We start from the raw sequence: 22559 nt of genomic DNA, 5'->3' as shown, positions 1-22559 counted from the left end.
TCTAAAAACAAAGAAAATCAGAGCAAACCAACAAGCCTTTGATTTAAATAAATTTTATTTTGCAACAAACCCAGCTAGTCTTTTCTCATTTTTTTACTAAAATCAAATCCTAGTACCTTTCAGGATCAAATCATGCTTAAACCGCTACAAGAATGGATTTGCGACACCTGCGGCAAGACAATTACCTCTCCAGAAGACGGCTACGTTATTTGGCGACATGATATTGATCAGCGCGACTTTGACTTTAAGATCATTCATAAATTCAGCTGCGAGCCCCCCTCTTACCCTTCATCCGTTCCACTCACAGAATTTCTGGGCACCAAGGGAAGCACCTACCTACTGTCATTTATTAGCTTGGGAAAAATTAAGGCTCGTGGCCGTTATCGCAACTACTGCCACGTTCTCGATTTTGATGAATTTGTTGACCTCTATCGCAGAGTACAAATACCGTATTACGAAGAAGCCAGAAAGAAGTTTAACAACCCCGCTCTTTTGGCTGAGATGGAGGACGCTAGCGAACTGCATCCTTACCAAGAAGAGATACTCAAACAAATTATTGAAAAGTACTAATTCAACGTAAGGTCAAGGCATTTAGACTCTCTCTTCGTTAAGTACTAACCCTGTTACCGTGTTACTACGATACGCCAATAAAAAAATGCCCAGCTTGTAAATAGCAGGGCATTTTTTATTACGTAAAGCCTATTTCAAATCTGGCAGATCACGAACCAATACGACCACCATCATCTTTCGTAATTACAATCGTCGCCGAACGTGGACGCTTGCCAGCGCCATATCCCACATTGCTTGGCCATTGGCTCGTGTATTTTGCTGGATCTGCCACATCGGCCATCTTGGTGTTTTCACCGGGATGCTGAATATTGATGAAAATCGTTTTACCATCTGGCGTCTCGCACAAACCAGTGATTTCACAATCTTTCGGCCCAACCAAGAACCGCTTCAGGGTATCCGCCGTTGGCGCAGCACCAATCTGAGTTTTCACATCATACGTACTAGCATCGGCTTTTTTATAGGTCAAGGTTTTACTACCCCCATCACCCACCTTACCTGGAATTGCAGCCAGCATCATGCAATTTGTCACATCGGTATATGCACCATCATCGGTTTGAATCCAGCAAATGCCAGTGCTTTGACTAAATGCCAAACCATCTGGAGAAGACATATCTTGATCATCGGTCAGATTAGAGAGATTAATCGTCGATTTATCCATGTCAGCCTCTGCGCCAAACACGTACACATCCCAGTTAAAGCTGGTAACGTTTGCACCTTCTTTAGTACGCAAAATATGACCGTTCGGATTGCCTTTGCCTCTATTACCATCAGCATCTTCGTAATAACGTGGATTAGCGCTATCTGGCACTAACTCTGTTGTTTTACTTGGCTCAATGCGACGGTTACTATTGTTAGTTAGTGTCTGGTAATAATCACCCGTCACTGGATGCACACCACCCCATTCAGGCCGATCCATCTTCGTTGCACCGACCGCATCGCCTGCAAGACGCGTATTAACACAAATATCCGCCAAGTCAGCAAACGCGTAGCCTGCGTAGTTTTTGATCGATGGATTATTCATCGATAACTCAATCCACTCGCCCGTACCATCTGCATTAAATTTAGCTACATACAAAGTACCATCGTTCAGGTATTTATCACCGACCGCCATCCGATCGGTAGGATTTGCATCAGCAGCCGACCACAACGCCTTTGACACGAACTTATACATATATTCATTACGTGAGTCATCGCCCAAGTAGACAGTCAGCGGTTTTCCAGCTACAGGCAAGCCAAACGCAGCGCTTTCGTGCGCAAAACGACCTAAAGCAGTACGTTTTTTAAGGGCTTTGGTTTTATCGTAAGCATCCATCTCGATGATATAACCTTGACCATTCATCTCATTACGATAGTCATCGCTACCATCTGCTGAAGAACCTAACCTACTAATATTCCAACGCGCATATTTATCATCACTACCGCCTGTTTCCCAACCGTGACGTGATGCAGCACCCGCATTACGACCGTAACGTTTCAGTGAAACCACACTCTTATCGCCACGCGTGGCATCATCAGTAGCAACACGGTAGAAATAACCAGACCAGTTTTCTTCACCCGATAAATAAGTACCCCACGGAGATTTGCCGCAGCCACAGTTATTAATCGTGCCGCGAGTTTTAGTACCATCAACGGAATACTTGGTTTTCACTAAGGCATGACCACGCGCTGGGCCCGCGATCTCCACCTCGGTTAATGGCGTAACACGGCGATTGAAGTTAGATGCCGGTACCGTCGCCCATTTGCCACCACTGGCTTTTACTTCAACCACAGACAAGCCATGAATCGCAACTTCTTTATCGATCTCAGCCGTTGGCCGAGGCAACTTGTTCGTACCACCATTTGCATGAACAAAGAATGAGTTTAAAGCACTGCCTTCTTGAGTTGTCGCCTCATGATTCATTGCTAATAAACCACGATCAGCAGCGCTGCTTGATGGTTTACCCGCCGCATCCAAACCAAACCACTCCATACCATCATGATGATCGCCAGCACGACTCTCAAAATCTCCGTCAGTGCCATCATTTTTGTACGCCGCAGTTGCAGCATTCAGCGGATCGCCCAAGGCATAAATCACTTGATAGCTATATCCAGCAGGAATGGTAACCTGATCCAACGTATTCTTGGCTACCGCACCAAACCCCAAACGGCTCACAATCAGATTAGGTTTCGCAGTTGGCGTTGGTGTCGGTGTCGGTGTAAGCGATGAAACTGGCGTAACTTTCGGCGATACTGTCGGAGTAACTGCAGTAGCAACCTCTCCAGTAGAACAGCCGCTCAAACCCAAGCCCATGCCGCCCAAAACAGCAGCCCCAGATAAACTCATCCCCAAGAAACCACGACGATTCACCAAGCGCTGCTCTAAGATAGAATCAAACGTAGGGTTAGCTGATGTATTAGAGTTTTCATCATTAAAATTATTAGACTTAGACATTTCGCGTTAATCGCCTTAGTGAAAAGATGCGCCACTTTAAAGAGCGAATATGACAAGACAATGCAAATTTAATGACGGTTTAGTGAATCAATTCCCAAGCTCAATCTTCGAAGCAAAAAAATGACAACAACATGAAATATCAATAGGTATTTTCACCAAGGCCAATATCTACTTAGCCCATAACAAAACACCCCAAGATTTTCTTGGGGTGTTTGTGAAATCAAATCAACTCAAACGTATTATGCCGCGACTGCACGCCGACGGAACAATGGATTCGGTTGATCAACGCTAGACTGATAAAACTCAGTAAAGTCATCCAAACCTTTGGCCGCTTCAACGATGTCTTTATCGGCACGCACATCAAAGGCGGTAAAGCCACAGCGCGACAGATAATTGATGGTATCTTTAAATACATCTCCCACCGCGCGCAACTCGCCTTTAAAACCGTGGCGCTCACGCAGCAAACGGCCAATCGAGAAACCACGGCCATCAGTGAACGCCGGAAAATCACAAGCAATCATCGCAAAAGTATTCGGATCCACTGGCAAGCTTTCTGGCTCATCGTCCGGCGCGAAGCATACGGCGACTTCGCGTCCTGCGAGCTCTGCTTGATTATTCAGCCAGTATTGATACGGAACCAGCACTGCGCCTTCACTAGGAACAGATACCACGCCGTCTTCATTAGCAACGACGCGAGTCCAACGATTTTCAACCACTTCGCGGTTAATGATAACTTTAGACATCTGCTTTCTCCCGACGATTTGGTTTGCCTTCGTACACTTTCGCTTTAAATGGCTCGGCACCGATGCGGTCAAACAGATCAATAAACGACTCTTCACCGTGACGATGTTCAACAAACACGTTGATGATTTTTTCAATCACATCCGGCATCTCGTCTTGGGCAAATGATGGACCAAGTACTTTAGCCAAGCTCGCGCCCTTGCCTTGACGGCCACCGAGCGAAACTTGGTACCATTCCGAACCATTTTTATCGACGCCCAAAATACCGATATTGCCGATATGATGATGGCCGCAGGCATTCATACAGCCCGACATATTCATGTCGATTTCGCCCAAATCATGCAAATAATCGAGGTTATCGAAACGATCTTGAATCGCCAACGCAATTGGAATCGATTTAGCATTCGCTAGAGAACAGAAATCACCGCCTGGGCAGCAAATCACATCGGTCAGCAAGCCAATATTTGGCGTTGCAAAACCAATCGCTTTCGCCGCTTCCCACAAGGCAAACAATTCAGACTGCTTCACATCGGCCAAAATCAAGTTTTGCTGATGCGATACACGCAATTCGCCAAAACTATATTGGTCGGCCAAATCAGCCACCGCATCGAGCTGCGCTGAAGTCGCATCGCCCGGCGCCACTCCATTTGGCTTCAAGCTCAAGGTCACCGCCGCGTAGCCTGCTTGTTTGTGCGCGAACACATTGCGCTCAACCCAACGACCAAAGCCTTTGTTCTCAAGCTTCAAACGCGTGAACTCAGCATCGTCACCCGCGAACGTTTCATACGTCGGCGCAGTGAAGAATTTATGGTTGCGAGCGATTTCTTCCTGCGTCAACGTCATCGGGCCATTTTTAGTAAACGCCCATTCTTGGTCAACTTTCGCGGCAAACGCCTCTGGCGTCATCGCTTTTACCAGGATTTTAATCCGCGCTTTGTATTTATTATCACGACGGCCGTAGCGGTTATACACGCGCAACACCGCATCGAGGTAAGTCAGCAAATGTTCTTGCTCAAGCCAAGGCTTAATCAAACTGCCGACAATCGGCGTACGACCCAAACCACCGCCAACATACACTTCAAAACCGACCACGCCTTCCGCATTTTTAACGACATTGATACCCACATCGTGCACCAAAATCGCCGCACGATCCTCGACCGAGCCATTCACCGCGATCTTAAATTTGCGCGGCAAGTGTGCGAACTCAGGATGGAACGTTGACCATTGACGGATGATTTCACACCATGGGCGTGGATCAACGATCTCGTCACGCGCCACGCCAGCAAATTGGTCTGTGGTCGTATTGCGAATACAGTTGCCGGACGTTTGAATCGCGTGCATTTGCACGGTGGCCAACTCAGCCAAGATATCCGGCACGGTTTCCAATGCAGGCCAGTTGTATTGAATGTTTTGGCGCGTCGTGAAGTGCGCGTAATCTTTGTCGTAGGTGCGCGCGATGTGCGCTAATTTACGCATTTGACGGCTGGTCAAATGGCCATACGGAATCGCCACGCGCAACATGGGCGCATGACGTTGTACATACAAGCCGTTTTGCAAACGCAAAGGGCGGAATTCTTCTTCAGAAAGCTCACCGGCTAAATAGCGGCGGGTTTGGTCGCGGTATTGGTCAACACGCTGATCCACAATCTGCTGGTCGTACTCGTCGTAAATATACATTCTTAGGCAATTCCGTAATGACGGCAAAATATGGTCGCAATCATACCAGCCCGTCCTTAGAATCTGAATGATTGTTTTTGTCTAAGATCGAATTTTTTTGGAATAAGCACACTATCGCGCTGCGATGTGATGCATTTTTGTACTGCGACCGCAACGGATGAAAACCCTTAGGCTTGGCGTCATTGTAATGACATCGTTGCGGGTTTAAGCTTGCACCCTTTCTGCCATCAAAAAGAGCCGCCCACCATGAGCAGCCGCCAAGCGATTCGTCGTCTCGACTATACCCCCCCTAGCTATTTAATTGACCGCGTTGATTTAACTTTCGAGCTGAGTGATACCCATGCCAGAGTCATTTCACGACTGATTATCAAACGTAATACTGGGGTTAGTAGCGACACGCCGCTGGTCTTACATGGCGAAGAACTGACTTTAGAAAGCATCAAACTCGACGGCGCACCACTGACCAGCGCGCAGTATGTTGTTGACGAAAATAGCTTAACGATTGCCAATATGCCCGATGATGGCATTCTAGAAATCGTCACCCGCCTGCTGCCTGCGGAAAACACGAGCTTAATGGGTTTATACCAAAGCAACGGTAATTTCTTTACCCAATGCGAGGCCGAAGGCTTTCGCAAAATCACTTATTATCTCGACCGCCCCGACGTGATGGCCAAATTCACGACGACGATCATTGCCGATAAAACCAAATTCCCCGTCTTGCTCTCGAACGGTAATCGCGTCGGTAGCGGCACGATGGATAAAAATCGCCACTGGGTGAAATGGGTCGATCCATTCAAAAAACCCGCGTATTTATTCGCACTGGTCGCGGGCAAACTCGTCGTACTCGCGGGCACCCACACCACGCAGTCGAAACGCAATATCAATATCGAGATTTACGTTGAACCCGGCAATCTGGACAAATGCCACCACGCACTCGCCGCCGCGCAAAAAGCGATGGCGTGGGACGAAGAACGCTTCGGGCTGGAATACGATCTGGATACCTATATGATCGTTGCGGTCAACGACTTTAATATGGGCGCGATGGAAAACAAGGGATTGAATATTTTCAATACCAAGTTTGTGCTGGCCAAACCGGACACCGCCACCGATGTGGATTTCGATGGCATCGATTCGGTCGTCGCACATGAATACTTCCACAACTGGACCGGCAATCGCGTCACCTGCCGTGACTGGTTTCAGCTCTCGCTCAAAGAAGGCCTCACCGTCTACCGCGATCAAGAATTCTCGAGCGACATTGGTTCGCGCGCCGTACAACGCATCAGCAATGTACGCGCCTTGCGCGAAACCCAGTTTGCCGAAGACGCCGGCCCGCAAGCGCACCCGATTCGCCCCGATGAATACCTCGAAATCAATAATTTCTACACCTGGACGATTTACGAAAAAGGCGCAGAAGTCGTTCGCATGTACGCCACCTTGCTCGGCATCGACGGTTTCCGCGCGGGGATGGATTTGTACTTCAAACGTCACGACGGCCAAGCGGTCACCTGCGACGATTTCCGCGCCGCAATGGCCGATGCGAACGGCGTAAATCTCGATCAATTCGAGCGTTGGTACAGCCAAGCGGGTACACCAGTATTGCGCGCTAGCGCACAGTATGACGAGGCTGCACACACATACACCCTGACCATCACGCAAAGCTGCGCGCCAACGCCGGGCCAAGCCGAAAAACTACCGTTCCACCTGCCGTTTGCCATCGGCCTGATTGATCGCCGCGGTCATGATTTGCCACTGCAATTGCTCGGCGAAAGTGCTGCTGGCGACACCACGCGCGTGCTCGACATTCGCAGCAGCACGCAAACCTTCACCTTTATCAACGTGCCGTGCCAGCCCGTGCCGTCATTACTGCGCGATTTCTCCGCCCCTGTCGTCTTGGAATACGACTACAGCGACGATGAATTGGTGTTTCTGATGGCCAACGACAGCGACGCTTTTGCACGCTGGGAAGCGGCCAACACCTTTGCGCTACAACTGCTCAAAAACCAATACGCCGCAGCAAGCCGCGGTGAAAAAGTCGCCGCCCCTGCCGCCTTTATTGCCGCGTACAAAAAACTCCTCACCAGCGACCAGCTCGATCCGGCCTTGGTGGCCTTGATGCTGGAATTACCGCGCGAAAATTACTTGCTCGAGCAACTGTCCGACGTGGATCCAGTGCGCCTATTTGAAGTCTGCCGCAGTATCAAACAGCAAATCGCCCGCGAATTGCGCCAAGAATTACTCGCGGTCTACCAGCATCTGAACGACGGCGCACCGTACGCTTACGACGGTGTGCAAGTCGCGCGCCGCAGCCTCAAAAATATTTGTTTGGATTATCTAGCCGAACTCGACGAGCCAATGATTGCCCAATTGCTCGCCAAGCAATATCAACGCGCCGACAATATGACCGACCGCTTGGCGGCGCTCAAAGCGCTGGTGAACCGCGATGGCGGCGAGGTGCAACTGGCCGACTTTGCCGCGCAATGGCAATCAGACGCCTTGGTGATGGACAAATGGTTTGCACTGCAAGCCACCAGCCGCCGCCCAGGTGCGCTTTCACGCGTCCAGCAATTGCTGGAGCATCCAGCGTTTTCGATTAAAAACCCCAACAAAGTGCGCTCGCTGATCACCGCATTTTGTCTAGCCAACCCGCCGCATTTCCACGCCGCCGACGGCTACGGCTACGCTTTTGCCGCCGACCACATTATCGAACTCGACAAAATCAACCCGCAAATTGCAGCGCGGTTAGCGAGCGCATTTAATCGCTGGACGAAAGTCGATGCAGGGCGGCGTGAGTTGATGCAGCAAGAGCTAGAGCGGATTCGCGGGACGGAAGGATTGTCGAGTGATACGTTTGAGATTGTGACGAAGGCGTTGGGGTAAAAGTAAGGCGTATTCGTCGCGAAGCGGCAATACGCCAAATTGCGCTTAACTCATGCGGCGTAATGCCTTCGGCGATTACGCCCTGCTAGCTACTCGCTAGCACTCAAAGAATAAGGCGCTTGCAGGGTAAGGCAATAATCTAGTAAAGCAAAAACCTTCAATTTGATTAATTTTTACTAACTAAAGGATAGTAACAATGACAAAAATACTGAAAGGGTTAGGGATATTTTTTTTAATTTTGATTGTATTTGGAATGATCTTTGGAAAAAAAGATGGCAGTACACAAGCTAGTAATGAGTCAGCAAACGGAAATAGTAAATCCGCTAAATATGTGTTAAATGAAAAAGAACAAAAATTGCTCAATGCTTTTCTGCAAGAAGATGTTGATATCTTCCTGAAAGGGGGAGATAGTTTATTATCTCGTGGATTAATTGTCACCACCTCATTTGAGGCAGCAAAAGCATATGATGAAAATCAAGTTGGAGCAGATCAAAAATACTATAAAAAAGAAGTTTTAGTTAGTGGAAAAATCACAGGGATTAATAGCGGCATCGGTAATGAACCATACATAACACTTAATGGTACAAATCAATTTTTGTCTCCACAGATTCATTTTGACAATCCAAATATTGACAAACTTGCTAATTTAACAAAGGGCAAGAAAATAAGATTTGTATGCATCGGAAATGGCGCGATTGTTGGCACTCCAATATTTAAAGATTGCCAACTAGCGGAGGATTATATTGCTACTAAAGTTGAAGAAATAAAGCCGCAGCTACAAAACTTTTTGAATGGGGAAAAACCAAATAATGATTTAGCTAGCAAGTTAATACTGTTATCTATTACTGCATCAAGATTGTTACCAGATAATTCTGAATGCTATTCAGGCGGTAAAAACTGCATGAAAGATATTGACAAAGTAACCAATAAAAACAAAAAAGAATGGCTTAAAGAAGAGCTTAAAAAAACCAACGCTGAAATGCAACAGTTAGGATTGAAAGTACCTGATTCAATCTAAGCCTTGTAGGGCAGGTCGTGACCCGCGCTGATTACCATTTGCGATATCGGAATAAAATTGGCGGGTTACGCCTTCGGCTAACCACGCCCTACGCTGCGATAAAAACAACCGCTAGATTGATCTAGCGGTTGTTTTTTATGCGGCTACGCCGCGTCGATTTTTGGGCGCGGGCTGCCGCGCGGGCAGGAAGGGGGCTTTGCTTCTGCAAATCCCCCTTCACCCCAAAGCAGCCCCGGGCGCGCATCGGTCCCCGATGCCCTCAATTGTTGCGAGCCTAGGTCTCGCTCCGCACTCGGTGCGCTTGGACGGGATTAAAAAACCATGAATCCACCACTGCCGTACTTAGTTTTGTGTTGGTGTTGAGCCAACATAGCGGATTTTTGTCTGATCATCATACCGGTGAAGTCAAGAATGACGCGCCAAATAATGTACCGACGTATTCATTCGTAGCCCTTTATTAACAATGCTTTGATGGCAATACATCGAAATAATTTCTTGATCGTTAACTTGGATTTTCAAACCCTTGATATCAAACCGACGAAGTCGGTGCAGATATAGGGTCGCCTTCTCTTGCTTACTTCTCTTGGCGAAGCAAGAGAAGTAAGTGCCGCGCGGCATGAGCGCGACACAGCCTAAAAAAGCGGCAACAGATTCATACCTACGCAAGTTGCAAAGCAACAACAGAACGAACGTTCTACTTCTAGCTTATGACATATGGGTGTTTTAATTTGCTTTTGAAAGTACTTTTGACATTCTTTATTGCCACTCAGCATGGAGTACGAAATGGAAACTTATATCACCTTGGGTGCAAATGATTCTGCGCAATCGAACGCCTTCTACGATGCGGTATTAGCCACAATTAATTGGCAATCTCATATGGACTTTCCCGGCTGGCGCGCTTATTCCGAGCAAGGAAAAGGTAAAGGTCTGGTTCTGTGGATAGCCAAGCCTTTTGATCAGCAAGAAGCAACCGCGGGCAATGGCACGATGGTGGGCTTTAGAGCAAATAATCATGCGGAAGTGGATGCCTTTTATGCTGCTGCCATGGCTTGTGGTGGCCAAGATGAAGGCGCTCCCGGAATGCGTCCGTATGGCCCGAATTGGTATGCGGCTTATATGCGTGATCCAACTGGTAATAAAATTGCCATTGTTTGCAATGAGGCGATGTAATCGTAAGCGCCGTGCGGCATTAGTGCGACTCAGCAATCAAGAGTTCGAATTAAGCCGCTACCGAAGCTGAACGCAGCCACCATCTTTCAATAGCCAAACGCGGTGGCGGCAATGCACAATGGCATCTCGACTTTTTTCGGGCTGATAATGAATTTTGCCAATGCCTGCCGTTTGACTTTACTCGCCGCGATTTGGGGGGCGTCTTTTTTGTTTTTACGGCTAGCAGTGCCAAGCCTTGGGCCGATTTGGACGATTAGTGCGCGGATTGGTTTAGCGGCGGTGTTTTTAGCTTTGGTGGCGCAAGTGCTCAAGCAAGGCTTTGCTTGGCAACACTGGCGCGAATATCTGATTCTGGGCGTCTTTAATACCGCTTTGCCATTTTTAGCCTACGGCTTTGCTGCTCGCACGCTCAATGCCTCGATGATGTCGATCCTCAATGCTACGGCGCCGATTTGGGGTGCGATCATTATGGCGCTGATCATTCAAAAAATGCCGATATTCAAAGTGTGCTTAGGGCTATTGATTGGCGTTTTGGGCGTAGCCGTCTTAGTTGGGTTTGATCGAATTGTCGGCCAAGCTGGTGCAGCACTGGGCATTGCGGCGTGTTTATCGGCAACCTTGTGCTATGGCATCGCCAGCGCGTATACCAAACTCAAAGCCAGCCACATTCCTTCGTTTCAAGCTGCCCACGGCAGTATGTGGGGTGCGAGTCTGTTTTTATTGCCGCTGTTTGCCGCTAGCCAGACTATCAGCACGCCCACACCGATAGTCTGGTTGGCCATCACTGGGCTGGCGATCTTATGCACGGGCGCGGCGTATTTATTGTATTTCCGCCTTGTACGCGAAATCGGCGCGGCATCAACATTGACTGTCACCTTTTTAATTCCTGTCTTTGGCATCCTATGGGGCACGCTGTTTTTAGGCGAACACATCGGTGGCAATACGGTGATAGGTGCATTCATCATTTTACTCGGCACCGCCTTAGTGACTGGATTTAATCCGCTAAGCAGGCGCAAATAAAAACAGTACCGCATCAGCGCGACCTTGGCTTGAAAGCACAGTAAAATGTGCGATCAAACTGAAGAAGGAAAATCGTGGTGAGCATGACCGATGATGAATTTTACGCTTTCATGGACAGCACTTTTGCCGAACTAGAGCAAAAGCAAGTGGCGCTGAGCGAAAGCTACGGCCTTGGCAATGGCGCGGGTCGTTGGTGGTTTGACCAAACCACCAGCAAACTGCAATTTTTCGACGCCGCCGACCGATTGGAAGCCGAAGCCGATGTCATCAATATTGGCAGCTACTCGGCCAAAGCCAATTCGTGGAAATGGGCGTGGTGCAATGAAACCGTCTTGCCCGCGCTACGCGAACGCGCTGCCAAACTCAAAGAGCTAGAAACACTAACGGGGATTGCGCTATTTGGCTTGGATCATGTGTTTGAAATTGGCGACGAAGCAATGGCCTGGGAGCTCACCGCGATGGCGGTGCATTTCCTCGGCGCGTTGGGCTGCTACAAAGCACCATCCTCAGTCGAAAATGGGCCGGTGACGTTTTTGGCGATTATGGCTATTGAGCAAACAAAACCTTAAAATTTGCCCGTGGGTTCAGTAACCAGATCATCACGGGCAAACTTATCGCAATTTTCATTTGGACTCTATTCAATGCGAATCGCCATTCTGTTGGCACTGCTATTCTCTCCCTGCTGTTTTGCCATTAGTTATCATGCTGCTGGACATAATTTGACAATCATTGAATCTTCTCGCCAAGAAGCTAATTTTTGCAGTCCTTATGGTTATGCTACCCAAGCACAATTTAACAAATGGCTTGAAACTCATCGCACAATTCAGCGCAATTCCTTGCAGGCGCTCCAAACACAAGCAAAATCGGCAGGTTTAACAGAGAAGGAGCAACTCGCCTTTATCCAAGAAGCTCAGCAGCACATAAAAAAACAAGTTGCCACCACAGTACGATTCAACCAAAGCCAATGCCCATTATTTCAAAAGTCACTTGAATACAACGCGAGCTTATTTAAATGAATGCCTCAGTTCTGCTACAAACCATCTATGGACTTACTGAGTTTTAAACGGACTCAAACTCCGATACGGGGCAGCCAGCGGATCGCCGATAAACACCCCTTGCGCGGGCCATGCGACGCTTTTCCAGTAAGCTTCAACTGCCGTGGCACCATTTAAATAATGCGCGAGCAAAACTTGTGGATGCGGGAATTTTTGCGGATAGCTATACGGCTCGCTCACCGTGCCGTAGCTGGCTGTCGCGCCACTGTCTAGCCATTTCATACTACTCATTTGCTTGCTGTCGGTCAGCATGCCGCCGAACGAGGTCAAATGATCGGCCAATGCACCGGGTACAAATTGCAGCGTTTCTAAATCGCCCACACTCGCCAACCCCGTTTGATAAACGATGATGTCGTTTTTATCTTTCAGCGTATTGGCGCTAATGTTTTCGATTTTGATTGCGGTTTTTTTGACAGTTTGGCTAGCCGGAAACAACGGCGCGCGCGAGCTGCGGGCTTTGTCGGTGGTGGTTAAAAAATACGCAGTACCCTTAGGTTGATTGCCCCAAGCGGCAACGCCACGGTCAATTAGCTTTTTGGCGCTGGGCATATCTTTCGCCGCCAGTAGCATACTCGGGCGGATACCAAGGTCAGTAAAAGGTTGCGTCGTAGCATGATTAAAGTACGGCGATTCAGGTGTGGGTTTGCCCAGATTGCTGCAGACACCTTCGACATAACCCAAAGTAATGCCATAGGTAATACCAAGGCAATTGACGCGATACGGCTTGCTCCACGCCAGTGCCAGCGCTTGAATTTCGGGCGAAAAATGCGCGTCGATTTGCGCTTTGAGCTGTTCTAACTCGCCTTCGGCGAGCCAGACTCGATCAGTCGGCAAACTCACTTCCAAAATTTGCTCAGGTTTTAGATGATGTTGCTTGGCGTAATACGCGGCGATTTCGACAGAAAGCGGGTCATTTTTATTGACGACGAGGCCGAGCTGCTCGGCGCCCAAGCTGTAACGTGGCGGATTTGACTCAGTAGCCAACGACACCGTCGCTAGCCAGCAAGACATCAGAAGAAGGAATAAATGTCGCATCGCATTCGCCACGGCCATTAAAAAGCGCATCATAACGGCAAATGTCCTTGCTGCCAGCTAAAAATGATGGCGAAATTAAAAAGCCGCTCCACGGAGCGGCTTTGATTTTATAGGGTATATACACCACCCAATTTACCAACAAGAGCTATAGCGCAATACCCTAGTGTACCGAGCCGGTTTCTGGGCTACCTGCGTACAAAGCACCGATATCGACCGCGTCGAATTCGTATTCTTTGCCGCAGAAATCACAGACGATATGCACATTGCCACGCTCGGCTAATACTTCATCGACTTCATCGCGTTCCATCAATTTGATCATACCGGCCACGCGATGGCGCGAGCATGAACACGCAAAGCGCGGTGTTGTTGGATCAAACACACGCACGCTGTCTTCGTGGAATAAGCGATACAGCACTTCGCGCGCTGGCAATTCGAGTAATTCTTCCGGTTTTACCGTTTCAGCCAAGGTGACTAGATGCTCGTATGATTGCGTTTCATCGCTTTGCGCTGGCATTTTTTGCAGCATCATCCCTGCCGCCATTTTGTTATCGCTGCCAGGCTCGCTACACGCCAACCAAAGTCGCGTTTCCAGCTGCTCAGACGTTGCCATATAGTGCTCGATAATTTGCGCCACCGATTGACCGCGTTCCATGCCGACTACGCCTTGGTAGGCTTCGCCCACCGTAGGGTCGAGCGTAATCATAAAACGACCACGACCGAGCAACTCGGCAAGAGACGAACCGGGCCCGTAGGTTTGGATTTTTTCCGCATCCCACCGCGCCGTGGCGCGCATCGTGCGGTCCGACGTGAATTCAATGACGATCAATTGCACCGCACCGGTACCGTGCATTTGCATAATCAGCGTGCCGTCAAACTTCAGCATCGCCGACAGCAAGGCGCTAGCCGCCATCAATTCGCCGATAATGCGTTGCAGCACCAGCGGATATTGATGTCGGGCGAGGACTTCTTTATACGTGGCATCAAGTTGCACCAACTCGCCGCGCACTGGGGCTTGATCAAACAAGAAACGCTCTAAAATATCTTTCATTTTTTACTCTTTGTGATTGCAACCGCCGCTGGCGCTGCGCCAACATAGGCCACACTATAACTTGTCATTGGCAAGCTGGATGCCACGTCAAACATACAACCGGTTTCGACGCCCACTTTGGCGATGTCGCTGGCCGCTAATTGATCGTAAACCGCCTGCATCGCACCAATCGCATAATCACGGCCGCTACCAATCGCCCAAAATCGCTCAAACTCATACACTTCACGCAGACTGTACACACCAAAAATGCCGTGCGCATTGGCGATCAACACCGTCATCTGGCTCGATTCATAAGCGTCGTCTTCTTCCTCGTCGGTTTTGAGGAAAAAATCGTCTTTCAGCTTGCTATGTAATTTTCGGAATGATTCAAAAATGGCGGCGCGATTGGAAAAATCAAGCTTTTTCATTTTTTTCAGCGCCGATTGCAAAACCAAATCGTGCGCAGCGCTGCCACAAATCGCAAAATAGCTGTCGCCATGCTGAAAAATTTTATTCCAGCGCGCATCATCCAGCGCCGCAAGGCGCGTGTCACCAAACGTGGATTGACTATCCGCGGCAATAGAAATCACGCCGTCCTTTTTTACGGCAACAATCGTCGTCATGCTTGTTCCTTCATTAATTCAACCAAGCGCTCAAGCGCACGGTATACCGTTGCAGCCCTTACCTCAGAACGACTACCAGCGAATACCTGCTTTTCAGTAGTAATACCGTACGGCGTGGCCCACGCCAGCCAGACGGTGCCGACGGGTTTTTCCACTGAACCACCTGTCGGCCCTGCTATGCCCGATACCGCCACCGCCCAACGTGCGCACGCGCCATCCGCTGCGCCCTGCGCCATCGCGGCCACCACAGGCTCACTCACCGCGCCGAGGCCATCGATAAACGCCATCGGCACATCGAGCATCGCCGCTTTGGCTTGATTGGCGTAGGTAATATAACCGCGATCAAACCACGCGCTAGACCCCGCCACTTCGGTAATCGCACCCGCAATCAGGCCGCCGGTGCACGATTCAGCCGTCGTCACCGTCTCGCCACGGGCGAGTAACATTTGGCCTAGCTCGGCGGCTAAAGCTTCAATTTCAGAACTAAACATTTGCTGGTGACTCAATTAAAATAAAACAAAATAGTCCACGAAAGGCACGAAAGGAAAAAATCAATTCGTAAATCACGAAGTGAAGCATGTCAACAGAACACACTTTCAAGGTTTTGAATTTTTTCGTGCCTTTCGTGTTTTTCGTGGACTCAGGTTTTTTATCTTATCAAGACGCTTCTTCCACCGCTGGCGCTTGAATAAAGTGCTCGCGGTAGTATTTAAGTTCGTCGATCGATTCAACGATATCGGCCAATGCCGTGTGTGCGCCGCGTTTTTTAAAACCTTTGGCGATCGCGGGTTGCCAGCGTTTGCATAACTCTTTGAGCGTCGACACATCCAAATTGCGGTAATGGAACCACGTTTCTAATTCAGGCAAATATTTCACCAAGAAGCGGCGATCTTGATGCACCGAGTTACCGCACAACGGCGAAACGCCTTTCGGTACGTATTCGGAAATAAACGCGATCAATTGCGCCTCGGCGTCAGCTTCGGTCGTTGTCGATGCTTTCACTTTAGCGGTCAGGCCAGAATTGCCGTGCGTTCTAACGCACCATTCGTCCATGTTATCCATCAATTCATCAGGCTGATGAATCACCAGCACCGGGCCTTCGGCAACGATATTAAGATCATTGTCGGTAATCACGACGGCTATTTCGATCACACGGTCGGTTTCAGGCTCTAAACCCGTCATTTCCATGTCGACCCAGATGAGTCGGTTCTGGTCTTGTGGCATACTCGCGTAATCCAATCTTGAAAAAATAGTATTTTACTTCATGACCGACCTTTTTAGCGCTACCCAATTTTCACTTCTTTTTCTGTTTGCGCTGCTTGCTAGCGTTTTATTACAGCTTTGGTTGGCGCTGCGTCATATCAACCATGTAAAACGCCATTCCCGTGCAGTGCCAGCCGAGTTTGCCGAGCAAATCACGCTCGAATCGCATCAGCGCGCCGCTGCCTACACGGTGACGAAAACGCGCTTTGGTATGGCGACTACTTTATTTGACGCAATAGTACTCGCCGCATTTACGCTGGGCGGCGGGATTGAATGGTTGTCGCAACTGACAGCACAGTGGTTCACGCCCAATTCGACCGCGCACGGCGTGGCGCTGATTGCCGCGCTCGGCGTAGTGAGTAGTCTGTTATCGCTGCCGTTTTCCTTGATTTCCACTTTTGTCATCGAAGCGCGCTTTGGTTTTAACCAAATGACAGTCAAATTATTTATCGCCGATTTAATCAAAAGCACCGCAATTGGCGCGGCGATTGGCCTGCCTTTGATTGCTGCCGTGTTGTGGCTGATGGGTGCAATGGGCGAGCACTGGTGGCTATATGTATGGGCGACTTGGTTGGTGTTCTCATTGACCTTGATGTGGGTGTTCCCGACGTTTATCGCACCGCTGTTTAATAAATTTGTGCCGATGGAAGACGGCGAAATGAAAGACCGCATCGTCGGTTTGCTGACTCGCTGCGGTTTTCAATCGAATGGTCTGTTCGTGATGGATGGTAGCAAACGCTCAAGCCACGGCAATGCGTATTTTACTGGACTGGGCAAATCGAAACGGATTGTGTTTTTTGATACCTTACTCAAGCACTTGTCACCGTCTGAAGTCGAAGCCGTGCTGGCGCATGAGCTCGGTCATTTTAAGCATCGCCATATTGTGAAACGCTTAGTGTGGACGTTCGCCTTGATGCTGGGGATGTTGTGGGTGCTAGGGCAACTGAAAACACAGCTGTGGTTTTACAACGGACTCGGCGTAACTACGCCATCGACTGCCACAGCACTATTGCTATTTTTTATGGTGCTGCCGGTGTTTACTTTCCTATTTGCGCCAATCAGCTCGATGATGTCGCGTAAGCATGAATACGAAGCCGATGCGTTTGCCGCGAGTCAATCATCAAGCAGTGACTTGGTCAATGCGCTGGTTAAACTGTATCGCGATAACGCCGCTACGCTAACACCTGATCCGTGGCACAGTGTGTTTTACGATAGCCATCCACCAGCCAGTTTACGGATTGCCGCCTTAAAACGGTTAGCGGCTTAATTGGCTTTGGCTTCTGCCAAGCTGTGGGCTACAACAATGAGAAAGCCCACTGGAGAAAACCATGTCGCTCAATAACCAACACTGCGTTGAAAAAGCCGAAAAGCTCGATGCACTTGCCGCAGAAATGCTGTCCACCGAGCTGAACGATTGGATTATCGTCAACGATACACTAGAGAAAACTTTTCGCTTTAAGAGTTTTCATGAAACGATGGCGTTTGCCAACGCCGTCGCTTTTATCGCGCATCAACAAAACCATCATCCCGACATCACGCTGAGCTTTAGCCGCTGTAAACTCACTTGGAATACGCATTCAGTCGGTGGCTTATCACGTAATGACTTTATCTGCGCCGCGCGCGTGGATGCATTGACCTAAAACGGTGATTCAGTCCACGAAAACGACGAACAAAATCGCTTCTGCTTACCGCAGACTCGATATCACTGTGCATTAGATTCAGTTTTTCGTACTTTTCGTGAACTCCGTTTTTTCTGATTTAATAAAGGACCCATGAGCGAAACCGCCCGCATTGTCACCAGCTACGGCAAAGTTTATATCGTTGAACTTGCCGATGGCCGCCGCCTCTCCGCCTCGACCCGTGGCAAAAAAACCGATTACGCCTGTGGCGACCAAGTCGATATCGACGTACTCAATGCCGAACAAGCAGTCATCAATAAAGTCCTCGCACGCAAAACCCTGCTGTACCGCTCCGATGCGTGGCGCAGCAAAATGATCGCCGCCAATGTGACGCAAATTGTGATTGTTGTCGCGACGGAACCGAGTTTTTCGGACGAACTGATTGGGCGCGCGCTAATCGCCGCCGCCGCCGAAGGTATCCGCCCGATTATTTGCCTGAATAAATGTGATTTACCCGTGGCCGATGCCGCGCGCGCGCGCTTGGCCTATTACACGGGCTTGGGCTATCCGGTGGTAGAAATCTCGGCCAAACAAGATTTATCGCCGTTAGCACCGTGGCTGGATGGTCAAGTTTCAGTCTTAGTTGGCCAATCGGGGATGGGTAAATCAACGATTACCAATGCCTTGATTCCGGATGCGAATGCGCGGGTCAAAGAAATCTCCACGGCGCTCGACTCGGGTAAACACACCACGACGCACGCGCAGCTGTATAAATTAAATGCGACGTCTGAATTGATTGATTCGCCCGGCCTGCAATCATTTGGTTTAGCACACATTGGCGTCGAAGAATTACCACGTCTGATGCCCGATATGGCGCAGTATGTGGGCCAATGCCGTTTTCACAACTGCCGCCATCGCCAAGAGCCAGGCTGCGCGATTCACACCGCGATTGCCGACGGTAAGATTGCCAATGAAAGACTGGTTTTTCTACACAGACTGCAAGACGAGCTCAGCGCGGCTGCAACAAGTAAATACTAAGTCGTATCTATCAGACGTATTGCCCTAGAAACAAATAAAAACAATGCACACAGGGCAATACATCAGCACCATCAAATCGTTGCAAATTTTCAACAGTCCCGTGACGATGCAACATTACTCACAATACCATACTAGAATGACTGTTTCGTCAGCAATCTGACTTTAAACCGTCGCTAGGTGTTTAATGACTTCATCCCTTCCGTATATCGTCGACCAAGTCGGCTTACCGATTCTTGGCCAACCCTATCTGTTTAGCGATGCCAAGATGGCAACGTTTATCCTCGACAGCCAAGCCAGCGCCCTCAATCAGCTACTGGATACTTATATCAATCAGCCTTCAGCAGGCCAATTTGAATACCGCTGTTTAGCCGCCAAAGGCCAAACATTCAGCATCATGATTATGGCGCAAATGACCATCGACGCCAGCAATCCAGCAGGTCAGGTATACGGTAAGGAACGTTACTCAGAATTGTCGTTTTGGATTCCTTGTTATGATCGCCAAGCCCTCGCACGCGGTGAATTTAAACCTGCACTATTCTTGCCATTTTTATTTCCTGATAGTTTCTCAGCAATAGCCACTGGCCGGGAAATGTTTGGTTTTCGCAAACAACTCGCCGCATTCACCTACCCCAACGGCGAACTCAACGTGTGGCAGCCGCAATTTACCGCCAGTACCTGCGGTTTTAAAACGCTGAGCGCTGAAAGCATTGCCCAACAATACGATTTCATTTCGCTACTCGACCAAAGCGATGAGCCACCCGCGGCCGCGGCATGGGCCAGCACCAGCGAAGCCGCCACTGGAATGATTGAGCACCTGTTTGGCCAGCAATGGACTTGCGGCGAAACCGGCGAGGTATTGGGCGATATCAATGAAGATTTTCTCGCACACTGCCCTGCGCTATTTATCAAGCAATTCCCAGCAATTGAAGGCGCGCAAAATGCCGAAGTACGCAGCATCACCAGCGCACCGTTCCAGTTACAAGCATTTCATGGCGGATTTCCATGGCTCAAAGGCCTGAGCTTGAAGCAATTCGACTTGCAATTTATGCGTCTAGCCAGCCATCCGATTGTCAGTCAGCTGGGTTTAACACCAATATCCAGTACGCCAGATGTCGATACTGTCAGCACCAAAGGATTTTGGGTTAACGTGGATTTCTCACTCGAGACAGGAAAAACACTACAGTCGATTAAGCCGCCAAAACAAAAAATCGCCATCCTTGGTGGCGGCATCGGTTCATTAAGTACAGCCTATGGCATCACTCAAGATCCAGATTGGCAATCAAAATATGACATCACCATCTATCAGATGGGCTGGCGACTCGGCGGCAAAGGCGCAAGCGGGCGCAATCGCGAGATCGCCGATCGGATTGAAGAGCACGGCCTGCACATCTGGTTTGGCTATTACGACAATGCCTTTGCACTGATTCAAAACTGCTACGCCGAATTAGCGCGCTCTAGTAATGCACCACTGGCAACATGGGATCAGGCGTTCAAACCGCATAACACGATTGTGGTAGAAGAATATGTGAAAGAACAATGGCGCACTTGGGCACTATCATTCAAGCCTAACGGTGAAGTTCCAGGTCAAGGCGATAGCAAAAGCGATCACCCGATTGGGTTTTTCGCCCACCTTCGCGAGTCACTGACTGAACTGCATCAAGCGCTGCAACAACAAATTGGTAAATCGGACAGTGCACGGCAAGCCGCAGCACGCCACTTTACGCGCAGCGTGTCGCATACAGGGGATAGCATTTTAGGAAAAGTGCTCGACGTGGTCGGTAAACCGGTTGAAATGGTGGTCGAACACGAAGTGGAGCGTATTTTTACGCAACTGCAAAGCCTTTATGAATCATTCCCGCAACGCCATGAAATCGCCACACTGCACACCACGCCAGTTCCAAACCACTGGCTGGATGTAATTGCCGAAATCAAAGCCTTAGTTGAGCAAGTACTAGCACCGTTTGCCGAAATTTTCGATTCAATCCGCCGTATTTTAACGCTGGTCGATATCGCACTCGCGGTTGCCAAAGGCATTTTGCTCGATGGCGTTTTAATCAAAGGCTACACCGCCATCAATCAGTATGATTTTACCGAATGGCTGATTCTGCACGGCGCTAGCGTCGATGCGGCTAATTCGGCTTTAGTACGCGCGTTTTATGATTTGTATTTAGGCTTTCCGAATGGCGAAAACAAAATCGTCGGCGACGGCGTTGCCATTGGCGGCAACGTCTCGGCAGGGGAATTACTACACAGCTATATCCTGGTCACGCTGTGCTACAAAGGGGCGGTGATGTGGAAGATGCAAGCCGGCATGGGCGATGTGGTAATGACGCCGATTTACCAAGTACTCAAGCAGCGCGGCGTCAAATTCGAGTTTTTCAACAAGGTAAGCAATTTACATTTAAGCGCCGACCAGCAGCAGATCGCATCAATTGATATTGACGTCCAAGCAACCTTAAAGCCGAATATTGCGAGTTACAATCCGCTGTACGATGTGAAAGGATTGCCGTGCTGGCCGTCTACGCCACTGTACGAGCAACTCGAACAAGGGCAAGCGCTCAAAGCGCAAGACATTAATCTGGAGTCGGCGTGGAGCCCGTGGCCGGCCGTTGCGAAAAAAACGCTGCAACTGGGGCAAGACTTTGACCTTGTCGTACTTGGCATTTCCGTCGCCGCCCTGCCGTTTATTACCGAAGAACTCAGCCAAGCCAACCCAGCTTGGCAAGCGATGCTGAACAATGCCGCCACCACGCAAACTCAGGCGATGCAGCTTTGGCTCAATATTAATTTAGAAGAAACTGGCTGGCCTTTAGCGAGCCCGATTCTGGATGCCTACGGCGAGCCGTTTAATACTTGGGCAGCCATGGATCAAACGCTAGACAAAGAAAACTGGCCGCTGAATCAACAACCCTTTGGTATTGCCTACTTCTGCAACAATATGAAGGACGCTGAGCCTATACCCCCGTTTAGCGATCATAATTTCCCAGCGCAACAAGAAGAGCGTGTTAAACAAAGCGCCAAGGCATGGCTCAAGCATTACACCGGTCATTTATGGCCTTATGCTACCCAAGCCGATGGACAAAGCCTAGATTGGTCTAAGCTCGTTGATTTAGAAAATCGGCAAGGTGAAGCGCGCCTGGATGGACAGTATTTCCGTGCTAACGTTGACCCAACCGAACGCTATGTTTGCAACGCGGCCAATACCAATCAGTATCGCCTAAAAGTTGACCAATCCGGTTTTGCCAATTTGTACTTGGCAGGCGACTGGGTCAATAATGCGGCGTTAAACCTAGGCTGCGTAGAATCAACAGTCATCTCTGGCTTGCAAGCAGCCCGTGCATTAAGCGGCTATCCTATAACGATTCAACACGAAACATTCTAACTTGCACTTGCCA

General features: G+C 49.2%; 19 protein-coding genes. 11 read left to right on the top strand and 8 right to left on the bottom strand.

The window, feature by feature from the left end:
* Positions 1 to 132 precede the first annotated feature (132 nt).
* Complete coding sequence (locus tag GM173_RS13590; RefSeq protein WP_203571928.1) at positions 133 to 570, top strand: hypothetical protein; 438 nt, start codon at positions 133 to 135, stop codon at positions 568 to 570.
* Positions 571 to 718: 148 nt separating this feature from the next.
* Here GM173_RS13590 and GM173_RS13585 read toward each other — a convergent pair whose 3' ends face one another.
* The 3 genes from GM173_RS13585 to GM173_RS13575 all read right to left on the bottom strand — a co-directional run bounded on the left by GM173_RS13585 (position 719) and on the right by GM173_RS13575 (position 5419).
* The gene (locus GM173_RS13585; protein WP_203571927.1) at positions 719 to 3001 is read right to left on the bottom strand and encodes a PhoX family protein; all 2283 of its coding nucleotides are present in this window, start codon (positions 2999 to 3001) and stop codon (positions 719 to 721) included.
* Positions 3002 to 3240: 239 nt separating this feature from the next.
* Positions 3241 to 3744, bottom strand: coding sequence for a DUF934 domain-containing protein (locus GM173_RS13580; protein WP_203571926.1), 504 nt, complete (start codon positions 3742 to 3744; stop codon positions 3241 to 3243).
* A complete protein-coding gene (locus GM173_RS13575; protein ID WP_203571925.1) occupies positions 3737 to 5419 on the bottom strand; it encodes a nitrite/sulfite reductase in 1683 nt (560 codons plus the stop codon). Before GM173_RS13575 ends, GM173_RS13580 begins: the two co-directional genes overlap by 8 nt.
* Before the next feature lie 246 nt (positions 5420 to 5665).
* Between GM173_RS13575 and pepN the strand changes: the two genes are divergently transcribed.
* The 6 genes from pepN to GM173_RS13545 all read left to right on the top strand — a co-directional run bounded on the left by pepN (position 5666) and on the right by GM173_RS13545 (position 12520).
* On the top strand, positions 5666 to 8296 hold the full coding sequence (gene pepN, locus GM173_RS13570) for an aminopeptidase N (protein WP_203571924.1): 2631 nt from the start codon (positions 5666 to 5668) through the stop codon (positions 8294 to 8296).
* A 196-nt stretch (positions 8297 to 8492) separates the two neighbouring features.
* Positions 8493 to 9314: an OB-fold protein gene (locus tag GM173_RS13565; protein ID WP_203571923.1), complete on the top strand. Its 822-nt coding sequence runs from the start codon at positions 8493 to 8495 to the stop codon at positions 9312 to 9314.
* A 783-nt stretch (positions 9315 to 10097) separates the two neighbouring features.
* The gene (locus GM173_RS13560; RefSeq protein ID WP_203571922.1) at positions 10098 to 10484 is read left to right on the top strand and encodes a VOC family protein; all 387 of its coding nucleotides are present in this window, start codon (positions 10098 to 10100) and stop codon (positions 10482 to 10484) included.
* A gap of 147 nt (positions 10485 to 10631) precedes the next feature.
* Entirely contained in the window at positions 10632 to 11504 is an 873-nt protein-coding gene (locus GM173_RS13555) for a DMT family transporter (protein ID WP_203571921.1), read from the top strand.
* 83 nt (positions 11505 to 11587) lie between these two features.
* A complete protein-coding gene (locus tag GM173_RS13550; RefSeq protein WP_373309386.1) occupies positions 11588 to 12073 on the top strand; it encodes a DUF6882 domain-containing protein in 486 nt (161 codons plus the stop codon).
* A 72-nt stretch (positions 12074 to 12145) separates the two neighbouring features.
* Positions 12146 to 12520: a hypothetical protein gene (locus GM173_RS13545; RefSeq protein WP_203571919.1), complete on the top strand. Its 375-nt coding sequence runs from the start codon at positions 12146 to 12148 to the stop codon at positions 12518 to 12520.
* A 33-nt stretch (positions 12521 to 12553) separates the two neighbouring features.
* Here GM173_RS13545 and GM173_RS13540 read toward each other — a convergent pair whose 3' ends face one another.
* The 5 genes from GM173_RS13540 to orn all read right to left on the bottom strand — a co-directional run bounded on the left by GM173_RS13540 (position 12554) and on the right by orn (position 16468).
* Entirely contained in the window at positions 12554 to 13627 is a 1074-nt protein-coding gene (locus GM173_RS13540) for a TIGR03790 family protein (protein ID WP_203571918.1), read from the bottom strand.
* Positions 13628 to 13754: 127 nt separating this feature from the next.
* Positions 13755 to 14642: an Hsp33 family molecular chaperone HslO gene (gene hslO / locus GM173_RS13535; protein WP_203571917.1), complete on the bottom strand. Its 888-nt coding sequence runs from the start codon at positions 14640 to 14642 to the stop codon at positions 13755 to 13757.
* Entirely contained in the window at positions 14639 to 15244 is a 606-nt protein-coding gene (locus tag GM173_RS13530; protein ID WP_203571916.1) for an MFS transporter, read from the bottom strand. The genes hslO and GM173_RS13530 overlap by 4 nt, the downstream gene beginning before the upstream one ends.
* Positions 15241 to 15735, bottom strand: a complete 495-nt coding sequence (locus tag GM173_RS13525) for a CinA family protein (RefSeq protein WP_203571915.1) — start codon at positions 15733 to 15735, stop codon at positions 15241 to 15243. Before GM173_RS13525 ends, GM173_RS13530 begins: the two co-directional genes overlap by 4 nt.
* Positions 15736 to 15901: 166 nt before the next feature.
* A complete protein-coding gene (gene orn, locus GM173_RS13520; RefSeq protein WP_203571914.1) occupies positions 15902 to 16468 on the bottom strand; it encodes an oligoribonuclease in 567 nt (188 codons plus the stop codon).
* A gap of 40 nt (positions 16469 to 16508) precedes the next feature.
* On the opposite strand from orn, the gene GM173_RS13515 reads away from it, so the two are divergent.
* The 4 genes from GM173_RS13515 to GM173_RS13500 all read left to right on the top strand — a co-directional run bounded on the left by GM173_RS13515 (position 16509) and on the right by GM173_RS13500 (position 22546).
* Entirely contained in the window at positions 16509 to 17774 is a 1266-nt protein-coding gene (locus tag GM173_RS13515) for a M48 family metallopeptidase (protein ID WP_203571913.1), read from the top strand.
* Between the two features lie 61 nt (positions 17775 to 17835).
* Positions 17836 to 18147, top strand: a complete 312-nt coding sequence (locus tag GM173_RS13510; RefSeq protein WP_203571912.1) for a 4a-hydroxytetrahydrobiopterin dehydratase — start codon at positions 17836 to 17838, stop codon at positions 18145 to 18147.
* A gap of 132 nt (positions 18148 to 18279) precedes the next feature.
* Complete coding sequence (gene rsgA, locus GM173_RS13505; protein ID WP_203571911.1) at positions 18280 to 19164, top strand: ribosome small subunit-dependent GTPase A; 885 nt, start codon at positions 18280 to 18282, stop codon at positions 19162 to 19164.
* 184 nt (positions 19165 to 19348) lie between these two features.
* On the top strand, positions 19349 to 22546 hold the full coding sequence (locus tag GM173_RS13500; RefSeq protein ID WP_203571910.1) for an NAD(P)-binding protein: 3198 nt from the start codon (positions 19349 to 19351) through the stop codon (positions 22544 to 22546).
* Positions 22547 to 22559: the final 13 nt, after the last annotated feature.

Source organism: Deefgea chitinilytica, assembly GCF_016881405.1.
GTDB lineage: Bacteria > Pseudomonadota > Gammaproteobacteria > Burkholderiales > Chitinibacteraceae > Deefgea > Deefgea chitinilytica.
Note: the sequence above shows the minus strand (reverse complement) of the source record. Positions and strands in the feature narration are given on the sequence as shown.

What these genes read in the sequence shown, in the direction of transcription:
- GM173_RS13565 (WP_203571923.1), top strand. Translation starts at nt 8,493, where the DNA reads ATGACAAAAATACTGAAAGGGTTAGGGATATTTTTTTTAATTTTGATT.
- GM173_RS13585 (WP_203571927.1), bottom strand. Translation starts at nt 3,001, where the DNA reads ATGTCTAAGTCTAATAATTTTAATGATGAAAACTCTAATACATCAGCT.
- GM173_RS13550 (WP_373309386.1), top strand. Translation starts at nt 11,588, where the DNA reads ATGACCGATGATGAATTTTACGCTTTCATGGACAGCACTTTTGCCGAA.
- GM173_RS13560 (WP_203571922.1), top strand. Translation starts at nt 10,098, where the DNA reads ATGGAAACTTATATCACCTTGGGTGCAAATGATTCTGCGCAATCGAAC.
- GM173_RS13545 (WP_203571919.1), top strand. Translation starts at nt 12,146, where the DNA reads ATGCGAATCGCCATTCTGTTGGCACTGCTATTCTCTCCCTGCTGTTTT.
- orn (WP_203571914.1), bottom strand. Translation starts at nt 16,468, where the DNA reads ATGCCACAAGACCAGAACCGACTCATCTGGGTCGACATGGAAATGACG.
- GM173_RS13590 (WP_203571928.1), top strand. Translation starts at nt 133, where the DNA reads ATGCTTAAACCGCTACAAGAATGGATTTGCGACACCTGCGGCAAGACA.
- GM173_RS13530 (WP_203571916.1), bottom strand. Translation starts at nt 15,244, where the DNA reads ATGACGACGATTGTTGCCGTAAAAAAGGACGGCGTGATTTCTATTGCC.
- GM173_RS13540 (WP_203571918.1), bottom strand. Translation starts at nt 13,627, where the DNA reads ATGATGCGCTTTTTAATGGCCGTGGCGAATGCGATGCGACATTTATTC.
- GM173_RS13575 (WP_203571925.1), bottom strand. Translation starts at nt 5,419, where the DNA reads ATGTATATTTACGACGAGTACGACCAGCAGATTGTGGATCAGCGTGTT.
- pepN (WP_203571924.1), top strand. Translation starts at nt 5,666, where the DNA reads ATGAGCAGCCGCCAAGCGATTCGTCGTCTCGACTATACCCCCCCTAGC.
- GM173_RS13500 (WP_203571910.1), top strand. Translation starts at nt 19,349, where the DNA reads ATGACTTCATCCCTTCCGTATATCGTCGACCAAGTCGGCTTACCGATT.
- GM173_RS13555 (WP_203571921.1), top strand. Translation starts at nt 10,632, where the DNA reads ATGAATTTTGCCAATGCCTGCCGTTTGACTTTACTCGCCGCGATTTGG.
- GM173_RS13580 (WP_203571926.1), bottom strand. Translation starts at nt 3,744, where the DNA reads ATGTCTAAAGTTATCATTAACCGCGAAGTGGTTGAAAATCGTTGGACT.
- rsgA (WP_203571911.1), top strand. Translation starts at nt 18,280, where the DNA reads ATGAGCGAAACCGCCCGCATTGTCACCAGCTACGGCAAAGTTTATATC.
- GM173_RS13525 (WP_203571915.1), bottom strand. Translation starts at nt 15,735, where the DNA reads ATGTTTAGTTCTGAAATTGAAGCTTTAGCCGCCGAGCTAGGCCAAATG.
- GM173_RS13510 (WP_203571912.1), top strand. Translation starts at nt 17,836, where the DNA reads ATGTCGCTCAATAACCAACACTGCGTTGAAAAAGCCGAAAAGCTCGAT.
- hslO (WP_203571917.1), bottom strand. Translation starts at nt 14,642, where the DNA reads ATGAAAGATATTTTAGAGCGTTTCTTGTTTGATCAAGCCCCAGTGCGC.
- GM173_RS13515 (WP_203571913.1), top strand. Translation starts at nt 16,509, where the DNA reads ATGACCGACCTTTTTAGCGCTACCCAATTTTCACTTCTTTTTCTGTTT.